The organism is Moorena sp. SIOASIH (assembly GCF_010671925.1).
GTDB lineage: Bacteria > Cyanobacteriota > Cyanobacteriia > Cyanobacteriales > Coleofasciculaceae > Moorena.
The window spans coordinates 1,702,795-1,717,335 of the sequence record NZ_JAAHIH010000001.1 but is presented as its reverse complement, the minus strand read 5'-3'; the positions used below and the strand labels follow the sequence as shown (position 1 = coordinate 1,717,335).

At 41.0% G+C, this 14,541-nt stretch carries 17 protein-coding genes; 2 read left to right on the top strand and 15 right to left on the bottom strand.

What is annotated here, in order from left to right:
* Positions 1-22: 22 nt before the first annotated feature.
* Positions 23-211 carry a hypothetical protein gene (locus tag F6J90_RS07500; protein WP_293091819.1) on the bottom strand — a complete coding sequence of 63 codons (189 nt, stop codon included), beginning with the start codon at positions 209-211 and terminating at the stop codon, positions 23-25.
* A gap of 107 nt (positions 212-318) precedes the next feature.
* On the opposite strand from F6J90_RS07500, the gene F6J90_RS07495 reads away from it, so the two are divergent.
* Positions 319-513 (top strand): hypothetical protein, encoded by a 195-nt coding sequence (locus tag F6J90_RS07495; RefSeq protein WP_293091818.1) that lies wholly within the window; start codon positions 319-321, stop codon positions 511-513.
* On the opposite strand, the gene F6J90_RS07490 is transcribed toward F6J90_RS07495, so the two are convergent.
* The 11 genes from F6J90_RS07490 to F6J90_RS07440 all read right to left on the bottom strand — a co-directional run bounded on the left by F6J90_RS07490 (position 468) and on the right by F6J90_RS07440 (position 10,809).
* Positions 468-1,688 carry a glycosyltransferase family 4 protein gene (locus F6J90_RS07490; protein WP_293091817.1) on the bottom strand — a complete coding sequence of 407 codons (1,221 nt, stop codon included), beginning with the start codon at positions 1,686-1,688 and terminating at the stop codon, positions 468-470. The genes F6J90_RS07495 and F6J90_RS07490 overlap by 46 nt on opposite strands.
* A gap of 65 nt (positions 1,689-1,753) precedes the next feature.
* Positions 1,754-2,470: a class I SAM-dependent methyltransferase gene (locus tag F6J90_RS07485; protein ID WP_293091816.1), complete on the bottom strand. Its 717-nt coding sequence runs from the start codon at positions 2,468-2,470 to the stop codon at positions 1,754-1,756.
* A 30-nt stretch (positions 2,471-2,500) separates the two neighbouring features.
* Positions 2,501-3,181, bottom strand: coding sequence for a GDSL-type esterase/lipase family protein (locus F6J90_RS07480; protein WP_293091815.1), 681 nt, complete (start codon positions 3,179-3,181; stop codon positions 2,501-2,503).
* Positions 3,169-3,708, bottom strand: coding sequence for a DapH/DapD/GlmU-related protein (locus F6J90_RS43485; RefSeq protein ID WP_366513706.1), 540 nt, complete (start codon positions 3,706-3,708; stop codon positions 3,169-3,171). Before F6J90_RS43485 ends, F6J90_RS07480 begins: the two co-directional genes overlap by 13 nt.
* A 26-nt stretch (positions 3,709-3,734) precedes the next feature.
* Positions 3,735-4,886 (bottom strand): glycosyltransferase family 4 protein, encoded by a 1,152-nt coding sequence (locus F6J90_RS07470; RefSeq protein WP_293091814.1) that lies wholly within the window; start codon positions 4,884-4,886, stop codon positions 3,735-3,737.
* Between the two features lie 2 nt (positions 4,887-4,888).
* The gene (locus F6J90_RS07465) at positions 4,889-6,136 is read right to left on the bottom strand and encodes a glycosyltransferase (RefSeq protein ID WP_293091813.1); all 1,248 of its coding nucleotides are present in this window, start codon (positions 6,134-6,136) and stop codon (positions 4,889-4,891) included.
* Between the two features lie 9 nt (positions 6,137-6,145).
* Positions 6,146-7,156, bottom strand: a complete 1,011-nt coding sequence (locus tag F6J90_RS07460) for a glycosyltransferase (RefSeq protein ID WP_293091812.1) — start codon at positions 7,154-7,156, stop codon at positions 6,146-6,148.
* Positions 7,157-7,205: 49 nt separating this feature from the next.
* Entirely contained in the window at positions 7,206-7,871 is a 666-nt protein-coding gene (locus F6J90_RS07455; protein WP_293091811.1) for a DUF1919 domain-containing protein, read from the bottom strand.
* 116 nt (positions 7,872-7,987) lie between these two features.
* Positions 7,988-9,073 carry an acyltransferase gene (locus tag F6J90_RS07450; protein ID WP_293091810.1) on the bottom strand — a complete coding sequence of 362 codons (1,086 nt, stop codon included), beginning with the start codon at positions 9,071-9,073 and terminating at the stop codon, positions 7,988-7,990.
* Positions 9,074-9,076: 3 nt separating this feature from the next.
* Positions 9,077-10,192: a glycosyltransferase family 4 protein gene (locus F6J90_RS07445; protein ID WP_293091809.1), complete on the bottom strand. Its 1,116-nt coding sequence runs from the start codon at positions 10,190-10,192 to the stop codon at positions 9,077-9,079.
* Positions 10,189-10,809, bottom strand: coding sequence for an acyltransferase (locus F6J90_RS07440; RefSeq protein ID WP_293091808.1), 621 nt, complete (start codon positions 10,807-10,809; stop codon positions 10,189-10,191). Before F6J90_RS07440 ends, F6J90_RS07445 begins: the two co-directional genes overlap by 4 nt.
* Positions 10,810-10,817: 8 nt before the next feature.
* Between F6J90_RS07440 and F6J90_RS07435 the strand changes: the two genes are divergently transcribed.
* A complete protein-coding gene (locus F6J90_RS07435) occupies positions 10,818-10,952 on the top strand; it encodes a hypothetical protein (protein WP_293091807.1) in 135 nt (44 codons plus the stop codon).
* Between the two features lie 11 nt (positions 10,953-10,963).
* Here F6J90_RS07435 and F6J90_RS07430 read toward each other — a convergent pair whose 3' ends face one another.
* From F6J90_RS07430 to F6J90_RS07420, 3 genes are all read right to left on the bottom strand, one after another.
* Complete coding sequence (locus F6J90_RS07430) at positions 10,964-12,121, bottom strand: hypothetical protein (RefSeq protein WP_293091806.1); 1,158 nt, start codon at positions 12,119-12,121, stop codon at positions 10,964-10,966.
* A 288-nt stretch (positions 12,122-12,409) separates the two neighbouring features.
* A complete protein-coding gene (locus F6J90_RS07425) occupies positions 12,410-13,309 on the bottom strand; it encodes a glycosyltransferase family A protein (RefSeq protein ID WP_293091805.1) in 900 nt (299 codons plus the stop codon).
* A 24-nt stretch (positions 13,310-13,333) separates the two neighbouring features.
* The gene (locus F6J90_RS07420) at positions 13,334-14,284 is read right to left on the bottom strand and encodes an SGNH hydrolase domain-containing protein (protein WP_293091804.1); all 951 of its coding nucleotides are present in this window, start codon (positions 14,282-14,284) and stop codon (positions 13,334-13,336) included.
* Between the last annotated feature and the right edge of the window lie 257 nt (positions 14,285-14,541).

The following is a 14,541-nucleotide window of genomic DNA, read 5'->3' as shown; positions in this document are numbered from 1 at the left end:
TGCTTGTCACGATATGTCGTCGCTAATTAGTTCGGGAGTGTGGTCGGATATTTTGTGCTATTGATAGACGTTTTGATGTAGTTGTTTTTTTTTTTTTAGTAGGGAGTAGGGAGTAGGGAGTAGGGAGTAGGGAGTAGGGAGTAGGGAGTAGGGAGTAGGGAGTAGGGAGTAGGGAGTAGGGAGTAGGGAGTAGGGAGTAGGGAGTAGGCAAGAGGCAAGAGGCAAGAGGCAAGAGGCAAGAGGCAAGAGGCAAGAGGGAAAAAAGAATGTGTACCTCATAGCTATGATAAACGCTATATAAATAGGTTATGAACAATCTTGCTGATTTCTGATAACACCAAAAAATCCTCCAAGCTCTTTCATACTGCTCCCTGCTCCCTGCTCCCTGTTCCCTGTTCCCTGTTCCCTGTTCCCTGTTCCCTGTTCCCTAAAACCCATAAAATTGTACCTCATGAGTTTGATAATTGCTATATATGTTGCAGATTTTGTTGGAGTTGGGACAAACTAAATTGAGAGAGATTTGTGGAGTTTTGAGCAAAATACTGCAATTGTTGGGGGTGATTAAGACACCATTGCAAGGTTTGAGAAATTGCTTCTCCTGAAACCTCTGGTAAGATCAAGCCATTCTCTTGATCTTTCACCACTTCTCCACAATATCGGGATACTATCAGGGGTAATTTCCAAGCTTGAGCTTCTAGTTGAGTTAAACCAAAGCCATCGGAAAGGGTAGGGAAGAGAAATACATCTGCTTGTTGATAATACTGGCTGGTGGCACTGCGGGGAACGGAACCAATCCAGCGCACATTTGGCAAGTTTTGTTGGGCTGGGGTGAGGGTAATCCCTAGGGATCCTACAATCTGAAATTCAATGGGTTCCTGTTGTAATAATCTAGCTGCTTCCAGCAGGGGAAAGATACCTTTACGTAGGATAACTTGTCCGAGGAACAGCACTCTGAGGGGACGCTGAGGGGAAAAGTGTTCTGGATAGGTGCGCACAAAGCCTTGAGGTTGGGTAGGTGGTTGGTAAGCTAAGGGAATTACGGCAATTTTCTGTGAGGGTACCCCAACTTGTTGTAGGGCTTGGCTAGACCAGGTGGAGTTAACTAAAATCCGGTCTGCTAGGTGACATTCTTTTTGCCAGTTAGTCCAATAGTCTGGGGGTGCTGGTTGCCAGGTTGAATGATAATGGGGATGTTGGCGGTGGGCTTGGGCAACAATTTTTTCTTCCACAATTCCTGGATCTATTTGTCCGAGGACAGTGCGCCACCCTTGAGCTTTGGCAAATTGTAATAGATCTAAGGCTGCGTAGCTGTAAGTAAAGAGGATGGGAGGTTTATTAAATTTTGGAGCAATTTTTGCCAGATAGTTGACAGCGTTTTGTTGAAACCAGTGATTACGGGCAATGATTTGCTCCCAACCACGCACTTTTTGCAGACGTTGCTGGATTTCTAGCTGAATTAAGGAATTGGTAAAGGTGTGAGTGGATGCTTGAGCAAGATCTGGGTGGAAGCGATCGCGTAAACTGGTGAGCAGGTTTTTGGGTAGATAGTTGAGGAAAGAGTCGGGAGTAATCCAGGCGTCTGTGATTAGGTGAGATAGGTTACCCTGTTGATGTAGGGATCTGGGGATTGCGTAATGTTCTCTTGCTCCAACTTGAAGGCAAATCCACTGATGAGATTGTTTAAACACAAATATATTGAGATAAAAAGATTTATACCTGCAAAGTTTATTGTGATAATTTATTGATAATTAGACTAGAATGATTTCAATTTTGAATTCCACGCTTCAGCACCTCTTGGAGGAGTCCCAATCAGTTTAAAAGCCTCCATTTGTCTGTATCCCAATCTATTCACTATTTTCTTCAAAAAACTTTTCTGAGTATATTTCTCTAAAGAAAAGCTAGCTAGTAAATCAGAATAGTTAGTTTTGATAAACCTAATCAGCTTATGTACATGGCTATCAGTGCAATCATCAAACATAATAATTCCGTCTTTTTTGAGTAAAAGTGTGGAATAATAAAAATCTATAAATACGTCTTCAAACAAATGGGAACCGTCAACATAAATAAGATCAAATTTTTCTTGTGATTTTACTAGTTGAGGCAAGCTTAAATAAGAAAAATCTTCAATAAACCTAAATCGTTGACTTAGATTTTCCGCTTCTAACACAGCCAAGGCACTATTTTTCCAAGATTTTTTCTGAAAAGGGTCTATGGCTGTATGCAGAAAGTTGTTATCTTTGTGAATTTCTTGAAGGCTTGAAAGAATAGCTAGTGCACTTCCTCCATAAGCTAAGCCGATTTCTAGGGTTTTCTGGGGACGTTTAGCGAGAATAATTTCTCGCAGTACCTTGATATTGTTAATACTTGATAAACCTGACACAGGGATAGTGTTGTTATTTTCATCAATACTTTTCCCCGTTGCGATAATGTTCTTGAGACTTGGGCAGAAGTCTAAATATGATAATTCCATGTTAATTGTTATATAGCAAACTAAATCTTTCTAGAGCATCTGAATCTGAATTTTTTGTGACCAAATTTCGTAGGCTTTATCAGTTAGATGCACACCATCTGTTGTCATTTCTTTTTTAAGTAAACCTTCATCATCAATAAATTCTGACCAAGAATCAATAATTTGAAGATTAGATGATTGAGCAACACGAATCATTTCTTTACGCAGCTTCATAAGAATATCGTTGACTTCAGGTCTTCTTGTGGGAGGTGGAAGAGTCAAAATTAGAGAAGATTGAGTTGAATTGATTAGTTTGCTAAAATCTAATATTGAATCTTCAATAGTTTGACGTTCATCGAGTATAGAAAATGCATCATTTGTACCTGCTGCAACAATAATCCATTTGGGTTGGTATATATTTGCTTTTTTAACTTGTGAAATAGTTTGTCGAATGGTGTATCCATTCCCAGCCAGATTCCGAGTGGTAAAATACCCAAGACCAACTCTAGGTCCCCAATGTCCACCTCCAGCTGCTAGTGAGTCACCACAAAATACAGCAGTAGCATTGCGTTGTTCAGATAGCCAATGTGACCATGTTTCTAGGATGGCATTGCGTGGATATTTGTTAATTGCTAAAGTCCCTAAAATTGGTGAAACTAAAATAAGTCCGAGCCAAGGAAATAAAATAATGCCATAGCCGAAAGGTTTTTTAGTCTTTTTTACAGGAGCCATGGGTGGTAATGTAATTGATAGTCTAACTCGGGATTTCGCTTCTTAATAAATCTAGCGGGATTACCTGCCACAACGGTGTAGGGTTCCACATCTTTAGTGACTACTGACCCTGCACCAATTACCGCACCTTCTCCTATTTTTACTGAAGGTAAAATAATAGCTCGATAAGCAATCCAAACGCGATCGCCAATAATGACATCTCCACCTCGATCGGCAAAACTAGGGGATTGGGGATTATGTCCTAAGGTTAAAATTGTTGCCTCTGGACCAATAGAAACATCGTTACCAGTGTGAATTTGATAATGGCGACCATCCAATAAACAACCAAAGTTAATTACGTTGCGATCGCCCAAATAGACTTTACGCCCGTTAAGAAAGCGACAGCCCATTTGAACCGATGTTTCCTTTCCTAGCCTAGCTAAATATGCCTTGAGGTAAGCAATGCGGATTTTACGGGAGGGACAGTTACTAAGGCAATGGTTGTAGTGATAGTTGAGCAAACTACCTGCAATAATTTTAGGATTCACTGATTAGGACTTATAGGCAGATTTGTTTAAGTTTTTAAAACACTAAGAACAATCTGGGCATTTTTATGCCAAGAATTGTCCCGAAAATACTCTTCCCAGCAAGGTTTAACTGGCGTTTCCAGCCATGACTTTAAGCCCTCGACAATCGCTGTTACACTATTAGGCTCAACCCACAACCCCAGTTGATATTTTTTCACTACCTCTTTCAAAGGTCCTTCTCCACTAGAAGCCAAGCAAAGTTTATGATGGTGTGTGGCAACGCTTAAAACAGCACTAGCAGAGTGGAATGTCTGATCATATGTCAACAAAATTAAATCACTCATGTCAAAGAGATTGGGAATTTCCCCTTCGGGAATAAAGCCAATCTGCCAGCGACAGCGATCTGCTACACCCAATTCCTGAGCTAGTTCTTGATAACGACGAGCAAGTTGCTGACTAGAAGACTGTTCTTTACCCGCGACTACTAAATATACATCAGGGACACGAGCCATCGCTTCAATTACCAAGTTGAGATTCTTGTTAGGACGAATATGGCCAAAGGACAACATCACCTTAGCCTCTGGAGGTAGATCAAGTGAGTTGCATGTTTTTTCCCTAGATTGATTTGCTGGGGGAAGCTCAAAACTACCACAAGGAATAACTGTTGTGCGCAGTTGAGGCATAGGGCGAACCGTATCTAAATCAATTGCTTCATGAACAAATGCCTCCCGCAGAAACGAATAGCCTGCTGCAATAGAGCAACGATGCCACCATTGAGGCCCCAGAACAAAATCTCGCACGGGATCATGGACTACTGCACCAAATACCACTCCCCGATTGGCTAATCGCCTCAGGCGATGTGCCCACAAAGGAGCAAGGTATTCCAGGTAAGAACCCATTAAGACGTGACAAAACCGATGTTCTTCAATAAAACGGGTTAATCTAGCAATATTGGTGAGCAGATTATAGGAAAGATAGCCTGCTTTAAGAACCTTGGGCATTGGTTTATGCACCCCAGGACTTGCCGTGGTATCATCCAAAATCGGTACAATCTCATAGGCTTCTCCCCTACCTACGGGATAGTTGGGCGTAGTCAGTAACGTTACCTCTGCGCCAGCAGATACAAGGGCATTAGCTTGGTAATGGGCATAGTCAGCTAGTCCTCCATAGCTAGCAGGAGAATAGTAAAGTAACTTCATCTTTAAATCTTATTCGGGGACAAAAGTTGCTGACAGAAATTTGCTGGTGAGAAGTATTGTTGAGCTTTTGCCCTTTTTCCTAGAGCAAGTTGAGTATATTCAGCTAAATTTTCTCCAAGGGTAATAATTGCTTGGGTTAGCTCTTGTGTACACTCATCCTCAATACCAATCCCACTACCAAACTCACTAACAATTTCTTCTAGCCAGCCCCCTTTAGTGTAAATCAGGGGAATTCCCAAACATACAGCCTCAATGGCTACGCGGGAAACACGAGCATGGTAAGAACTATTGCGATAGGGTAAAATCATGCAGTCGGTCTTGCTCAGTAAAGTCTGATAGTCATGGGATTGGAGAGGGCGATCAATTATTGTCACCTGGGGATGTTGGCGCAGTAGGGAACCAGGCTCACAGATACTGCCATCGGGTAAGCTAAAAGGTTCAACCCATTGAATACAGAATTGAACCGGAATGTCTTGCTGTTGACTCAAGAGTTGCTCAATGGCTGTTTTGAACATATCAGAACCCTTCTCATATCTCGCAAAACCGTAGCAAGCAAAGGTGGGGGCACTGGATGATTCTTGAGTTGATGATAATCTAATTGATAGTGGGCTAGATTCTGTTAACTGAGGTACAGGATGGGGGAAAAGCTGGAACGGTAAATTAGTTAGTTCCTCAAACTCCCGTTTTGCTCCCTTGGTTTCCACAGCCAAGGTAACTGTTCCTTGTGCCACTAGCTTCTGAAAACGGCGGAGTAGGAAGCGTTGAATTCCTAGGAGGGGAGATGATGGTAAGATTGACTTCTGAATATTACGATCCCAAATCCCCGGATTGGCTACAAAAAATAGGGTTAAATGCTGAGGTCTTTGAGGATGAAATGTCATAATCATCCACCAAGCCAGCAGATGATGTATCAAAACCGTAGGCACAAAAATATGCTCATAACGGGGCTGTTTCCCTAGTAGGGGCACGAGAACAACTAAACATCGCCAACTATGGAGCAAAAAGCCATAATATCTCTCACCCGGTAACTTTTTTTTCTGGTTGTCTAGATATCGAGCGTAACGAAACAGGGGAAAAACTTTTAATTCTTGGCAAATTTCTGGAACGACATCGTGGTGAGCACCAACCTGAACTTGCCATCCCTGGGCTTCCGCAGCTTGAGTAATGGTTTTAATATACTCGAACCAGTGGGCTTTGAGATCTCTGAGGGCTTCTTCAACGATTAATAAAGTATTTGCAGTGTTTGACATCGGAAATGGTTAGGAAACAGAAAATCCCAATTTTTCTATAAGTTTTTGTTGTTTGGCTGTAAGAGGATATGCTTGATAACCATGAGACCATCGATGACCTTTAAGACGATATTGTATTCCTTTACTTTTTTGGCGCAGCCAGTTGATTATACTCAGTAACAGTAAATTTTCTTGACCTAAAAAATCTTTTAGAGAATGGGACAAACTATCCGAGTTATTTGGAAATTTTTCTAAGTCTTTAAGGCTAGACCAAGCATTGGCTCTAAATTCAGGATGGGTCAGAATTTTACTGAATGCTGGTTCTTGCTTCAGCAAGTTGGCAATTAGAATATGAAAGCGAGCTTTATCTAGTATTTTTCTATGTTGTTGGCTGCCAGATGCTGTTAGTTTACCATGATCTTCTAACCTGTAGAGAGTGAGAGTTTCTGATTCATGGACAAGTTTAGCTCCAGCTAATAGCATACGTACAAAGAGTTCTCCATCTTCATACAGTCTTAGGTCTTCGCGGTAACCTCCGATTCTATCTAGTAAGGATTTGCGTACTAGGCATTGTTGAAATACCATTGACCAAGAAGTTAAAAACCAGAACAGGGGATGTTGATGGGACGGTAAAGGAGCTTGCTGTAGTACCACATCTTGTAATTTTACTTGACCATTCGTCAGCCAAGCTTTAGTCCAAGCACCATAAACAATATCTGCCTCTTGCTCCTGTAATACTCTAGCTTGCACTTCTAGCTTATTAAGGGAAGCTAAATCATCACTGTCCATAAACTGAATAAAGTCTCCAGAGGCAACCTTTAAACCCAAGTTTCTCGCTGCACTTGGTCCTTGATTTGTTTGCTCAATTAGCGTTACTCGGTTACCAAATTTTTTGATTACACTAACTGAGTTATCAGTTGAACCATCATCTACTACAATTACTTCATGGGGTGGCAGACTCTGACGAAGCATGTTTTCAATAGTGTCGCCAACTAAAGTCTCGCGATTGTAGTTAGGGATAATGACGGAAACTTTTACCATACAGGATAATTTATAAAATATGATAAATTCTTTATTCTCTAGAATAACACTAATTTTTTGGTAAAAAGTAAGACACAATACAGTTGCTTAATGTGTTATTAATTTCTCCTTTGTTTAACCAATTAACTAATGAAAAATGCCTTCTAGAACGCCAGTAGGTAATCACTGCATTAGGGTGATGTTCTGGTAAATATAGGCTTTGGAAAATTCCAGATTGTTTCTGTGAAGTAATAGCAATTGAATTCGAAAATCTGAGGTGATTCCAATTGCGGATATCTGTGGTGTTGTAGGGGCGTTTTCCATAAGGTCCTTGACGTTCAAAGTCAATTTTAAAGAAGACATTATCAAAATTAACGCGCTGAATACGTCTTGTCCACTTCTGCAAAGCTTCTTCTCGGCTATTATAGTGCATAAAATTAATCTCTATATCACCGAGCATCGCTATTGGGAAAGGACTATCTTCTCCAGGTCTACACTTGTTACTTTCTATAAAGTGCAATGGCAATAGAAGATAGTCCTGAAGATTTATGCACAGCTTTAAGTAGTCCTCTGGATTGATGAATGTACCAACAAATGGTGTTAAGTAATGCCTCCCTATATCGCGATATATTTGTCCGCCCCAACAATCATCTGAAATTACAGAAAAATTTAAGTTATGAATTAAAAAATAATATATTTGGTGATTAATTACATTACCATATTTTTTTAAATCCATGTAATTGTTATAAATTTTTATAATAAAAAATATTGGAATTAATACTTGATAATTTTCGCTACTTTAATTGTAGGAGCTTCTGCCATAGATTAATTTTAATACGTATCCATAGTTTTTTAACTTTGATAGCGAATTTTCTTCGCTAGTTTCATAGTAGGTACTTCAATTAGTAAGTACATCATCCAAGCTGCTAGCAAGGATATACTTAGGCTAGCCATAGGAAAAATCCAAGGTATTGATGACCAAATACCACCTTTTTCAACTAAAGTTTTACCAACATTTCCATTTATAAAAGCAGTAATAGGATAATGAATTACATAAAGGGAATAGGAAATAGTACCCAAAAATCTTAGCTTGATTACTGGTGCTTGCCAAAAAATTATCGCTAAAACTGATATGGCTGCTACTAGGCTCTTACTCACATCACCGGCAGGACTTAGAGAATAAATTATCACCACCAGAAAACTAGTCACCCAAAAATCGCTAGTTTTTAGCCACTTAATGTAATACCCAAAGCTGAGTATTCCCAAGATAAATAAAGCCAGGTATGGTACGATTTTAAATCCGATGCCAGCAGCTAACGCACTTAGATTGAGAGCTAAAATTGCTAATAAAATACTCAAAATACAAAATAACCGACTATGCTCTCTAATAGCATATTTAATCAAGGGGAAAATAAGACCTAGCAGTAAATAAAACTGAAACTCAATACCTAAAGTCCAAAAAGCCTCATTTAACCATTTATAATTTGTAAAAGGAATGAAATAAAGAAAGTGAGCAAATAACTGTCCCCAATCTAATTCCCAAGGAACACCATTGGCTGATAAGCGCGTTTTTACATAAAGTAATAGTATAGAAAATAATATAGCAACATAATAAACAGGATCTAGCCGAATCAGACGCTTGGCAATAAAGGTAGTGTAGTGCTTTAGTTTATATTTTGATAACATAGAATAGGGCAAGATAAAGCCAGAAATAACAAAAAATATTGTGACTCCAACCTGACCATGACCATCTATGGGAGCAATGACAGCAGACAAAATACCTAGATCGATCCACCCGAAGGTGTGGTCAATTAGCACTAATGCAGCAGCCAATCCTCTCATGAGGTGAATCGATTCAAGAAACCCTTGTTTATGATGGTTGTGTTTATTGTTCTGATTCGATTTTGGCTCTTTTGGTGAATTAAATTTATTATCCACTTTTTATGAGTTTGTTGGGATAGTTACTAAATAATCGAGAAGTTGTTGAGCTGGGTTTGACTGGGCATATTGCTTAGCAACTTCATGTGCTGCAGATCCCATTGCAGACCAGCAGTCGCGTTCTTCCCAGGCTTTTTCTAAGGTCTTGCCGAATGAATAAGGAGTTGCAGTCTCTGCAATGAAACCAGTTTCTCCGTCACTTAAAATTTCTCGATTCCCCCCTACGTCAGTGGTTACCGTTGGGCGACCACACATCATTGCTTCTAGGACAGCTAATGGAGTTCCCTCCCCTCGACTAGCCATTACCATCAAATGGTTTTGTTGCCACACCGATTGAATATCTCGAATATACCCATGACAGGTAACGCGATCGCTCAATTGAGAATATTGAATCAATTGCTGAATATAGTCTTGATCAGCTCCAACACCATAAAGATTAAGATGCCAAGGGCGATCGCGCCACTGGGACTGACTTAGCACTTCCAACAACACATCTTGCCCCTTCCAGCGAGTTTCCAAACGCGCGACACAACCTAGCTGAGGGACTTCTTGGGAAGACCACGGTAAAGGCTTGGTCAAATTTAATCTTGCTGCGTTAACAATAACCTCAGCGTGATGGAATTGTTGGGCTAGTTGGCGCTGGGCTAACTGATGGTTGTGCTTAGATACAAATACCCAATTTTGAATGGTTTGGGCAAAACTGCGGACGCGCTCTCGCTCGCAAGGCATTAAACCCTCTGCCACAAAATGACAGAAGAAAACTTTAGGAACACTAATGCGATCGCAAAACTGTCGTAGGGCTGGCAAATGCAAAACATCAAATAGTGAACCTGAGTTAATCAGCAAAACATCTGGCTGAAACCGTTGAAGTTTGCCCATATCACTCCAATACCGTTCCTTTGCCAAATAAAGACGAGTAGGGCGAAAGGGTCTGCGTTCTATGATTTGTAGCCCTAATTCCTTGAGTGATTGAGCTTGGGTCGAACGTGCCACTCGCCAGTGGGCAGCAACCATCACTTGATGCCCTTCCTGTAGAGCAACCTTAGCAAACTGAGCCCACACCTCTTCAGTACCTGCCCACTCATAATTTTCAATTGTAGAGAGAATAGCTATTTTCATGGTTTCGTCTCACCACGCTCACTAATTTTTCGGGCAGGTACACCTCCCCACACTTCATAGGCGGGAACATCTTTATTAACAACAGCTCCTGCTGCAATTACCGCTCCATCCCCAATGGTGACACCGGGTAAAATCACCACATGGCAACCAATCCACACATCCTGACCAATATGAATCGGAGCTCCGGTATACCCCTGCAAGCGAATGGGAATGTGACGCTCCTTGAAGCAATGGTTTGCCGAAATGATGTAAGAATAAGCACCAATGATTGTGTTTTGGCCAATCTTTAGGGGTTGGTAAACACCTAAATACACATCGCGAGCTAAGTAGACATTACTCTCTAGGGTTAGCTCAGGCTGAGCACCATCTTCATCAGCAATCCAGATTAAACAATCTTTCTCGAAGACACAGTGACGGTCAATTGAAATAAACGGTGCAAAGTCTGCCTGTCCACGGATTTCAATAGAGGGGTGAATATGGCATTGCTTTGACTGTGCTCGCCGCAGCCACTGACGAGTGCGTATCTGATTTTGCCACTTAAAAAAAGGTTCCCGAAAGTAAACCAACGGCGGTTTAAAGGTGGCTTTGTAGGGTAAAAGTGCTAATGTTTGTAGCAACCCTATTTTTGTCAAGGCTCTTGTCATCAGTTATCTATAGCGTTTTCCATACTTATGAGGTACATTCAATTTTGTTACCCCTACTCCCTACTCCCTGCTCCCTGCTCCCTAAAACCCAGGACGAAACTACCTCACCCAATTGAAAAGCGCTATACTAAGCAACCAGTGCTTTCATGCTCTTGAGAAATACTTGATGAATTTTGTCAGGATGGAATCTTTCAGAATACATATGTTGAGAATTTTTAACCAATTCTGCCTGTCGATCAGGATTATGTTGCAAAGTAACTATTTTCTGCAAGAAGTCTTTTGCTTTAGGGGAAGTACAAATTTCTGCTGAGTCAAATTCCTGAGCAATCTTTACCGCAGAACAGTAATCTGGTCCCCATAATAAAATTGGTTTCTGAAAGGATAGATAATCTAAAAACTTAGTTTTAAAACTGGTGCGTTCAATTAGGGCACAATTCTCTTCAAACCCCATTAGTAATAATAGAGCATCAACCTTCTGCATCTCGGCTTTAAGCTGGGCAAAGGGCACTTGTCCTTGGTAAATGCCACTTGCCTTGACTCTAGTATCAAAATTGGCACTCCAGCTAGCATTACTGCCAAAAAACTTAAAGTTAAGGTTCTTGTCAGTAGCTTCAGTTACTAAAGCCTCTAACATGTGCCCGTACCAATCCCCTAGATTGCCACCAAAGGCAACTGTAAAGCTTTCTTTGGTATTAATCGCACTATGAGAGTTTTCTGTCGGTGCAGTTGCTCCAGTAGGATAGAGGATAACCGCATTGGGATGGGAACCTAAGGCTTCACGCATTCCCTCAGAGGTACATAGCGCTAGATCGCAGTGCTGGTAAAATTGTTTGAAATTGCGTTCTAAGATTGGGTCTAGCCAAGTATGGCGAATGGTGTTGTAATACCACCAGTCGTTAAAACTACCTACTAAGGGTAGTTTGAGCCGTTTAGCAACATCTCCTGCTAATTTTGCAGTCCAAGACCAACTACCTGCAACGGTTAAAACTGCTTCTGCACCGAAGTCTTGGGCTTGCTCAATGATAGCATTGGGGATTTGTCGAGTACCTGCTATATGACTCCAAGAATGAACTGTTTTACTTAGGCGAGTGCGGCAAAGGCGTTGCCAGATTCGTCCATGGGAAATTACGCTGTAATTGTAGGGAACTTCGTATTCCAGAATTTGGGGATTGTCGGTAACGACGCTGATTTGAAAATCAGTACGCTCGCATAAGTGACGATAAAAGGCCATTGCACCGCCCCAAGTTGGTATGGGTGGTGTAGAGGTAACAAAAAGAAGGCGCATTGATTTAATGTAATTTATTTAGATCCCACATTCCGCACTTCACTATGTAATACGCAATGATTACGATATTTGGACAACTTGACAAACACAAAAGCTTAAAATATCAAGTATTTATACGTAAAAAAATCCCCAAGCTACCTAGGATTTGCGTATTACTTGGTATACTAGAAATTGACGTGTGGAATGTGGGTTATATTAAGACAAGGACTAGTCAAAATGACCAGAGCTACATCAAGATTACCAATAAGATAAAATTTTTTAAAAAAATTATGTCCAAAGTACAGCTATTTATCTGATAATTTCAAGCATAAACTTCTTGAGGGGGTATAGGTGTCTTGACAGATAGATAGATGCAAATAAGCTGTCAAATGTTTGCCAGTAATATCTATATTTGAACAGTTGACTCGGTAAGTTAATAAAGTGGGGAGATAATGCTAGTCTTGCATCTCCCTTTAAGCTGTTCATCTTCAAAGCATAATAAAAGACCATCTTTCGAGACTTATAAAGGCTAAAAACACGAAGCCTGTCATTTTTGTTGCGGGCAGTGATTTGCTGCGGTTCCCACTGGTCGCGATAGTAAACAAGTGTTTTAGGTGTGATTGCTACAGTACCCCCTGATGCAAGGTAACGGGCATTCAGTTCCCAGTCTTGATGCATTGGTAGCTGCAAAGGAAATCCACCAACTTTTTTTACCACAGGTACACGCCACAGAGCAGATGCCGTTGACCATGATATTTGGCACTGTAAATATCGTGCCAATGTAATTGGAGGCTCCAACCCTCCATAAACCGCATCGGCATTGTCAACTCGTCCATGGAAGCGCAAAGTTTGGCAGACTGCTAATCCCCTGTCAGGGAAGTTATCAAGGGTAGTGCATTGAGCAGCAAGATAGTTGACATCCAGAAGATCGTCTGAGTCCAGAAAACAGATGAATTTACCTTTAGCTAGTTCTAAACCTCGGTTACGGGAGTAACAGGCTCCCCGATTCGTTTCATTGCGGATCAGGTGTATCCGACCATCTCGGCGTTGAAAACCAGCAACTATCTGGGTAGTCTCATCCGTGCTGCAATCATCAACGACTAAACACTCGAAATTTTCCTCTGTTTGATTTAATACTGATTCGAGTGTTTCACCAATTACCTTAGCTCGATTGTAAGCAGGAATGACAATTGATACTTTAGCAACCATTCTTTTCTATTCCTCCGCTGCTATCTAGACATTGCCGTCTTCAAGTAAATCATGCTGCTGTAAAAACACTATAAAGTCAGGCACTAAAGACCTACTCCCATAGAGAGCTAGATGATCATCATCACGGAAAAGAGGTTTACCATCTCGGAAATGTGAACATTTCTCTCCAGGACACAGCTGATCAAAAACATCCCAGACATAAACATTTGTTAATGCCTGCTCAACTGTCTGTAAGACATCCATCGCGGGTTGCCGATGTGCCAGATTTTCTTCACGACTAACAGTACACTCTGGTTTTAGTCCCCCGCCAGCACTAAACCAAACTGGCAAGCACTGCTCAGCTCTGATATGATGCTCTGGCAGTGGAGCATGAAGCACTAGGGTTACTCCTTTAGCCGCTAACTGGTTACCAATTTCTATTAGATCAGTCGCAACCTGTCTTTGAGCATCTGCCTTAGAAATTAATTTTCCATCCCTGAACAAGTCGTACTGACCTCGATGGTAAGATTCCGTATCAATCCAAGAAATAGGTGGGATACTACTCAAGTAAGTCCTATATCGGGAAGCAATAAGAACAATATCTCCCGGCTTAGCTGTTGCTTGAACGAGTTCAAGCATGCTTTTAACGTAGTCTTGACAAGCTGTATATAGACCACCTTCAATGCGGTTACGCAAAATATTTAAACTTACTGGGCAAGCTGATGATGAAACGGTGGTAACACCTATGCCAGTTTCATTATGTACTTGACCTAGCATAGGTACTAACGCAAAGGCGTGGCTATCACCAATCATAAAAATGTGTAGATTGTCTTGTGTTGTAGGTGGAATAGTGCACGTTTCAAACTGTTCCCTAGTCACAACATGATCACTAATATCTAGACCATTCATGCAGTTATCATCGGAGATACTGCTCTTGCTGATTGCTGCCTGGTCAGGAGTTGGCCACCAATTTTCCTTGGCGTAGGCTTTAGCCAAGTAAAAGCTCCCCTGCAAAGGTTTGGCGCTTGTCGCCCCCCCCAGCCAGAAATCACAAAGAAAATATCAACGCCCGTGAACCCGCCCGGCAGCCATGATTTATTGATATGAAATACAATAACTGCCAGGACAGCTACACCTCGTAAACCATCAATATCAGGTCGATAACTATATAGCCCCAACTTTTTCTCAGACTGATGCTGTGAAAAACTGTCTGGGTTTTCATATTTTTGGTGTTTAAGCATATTTAAATAGTC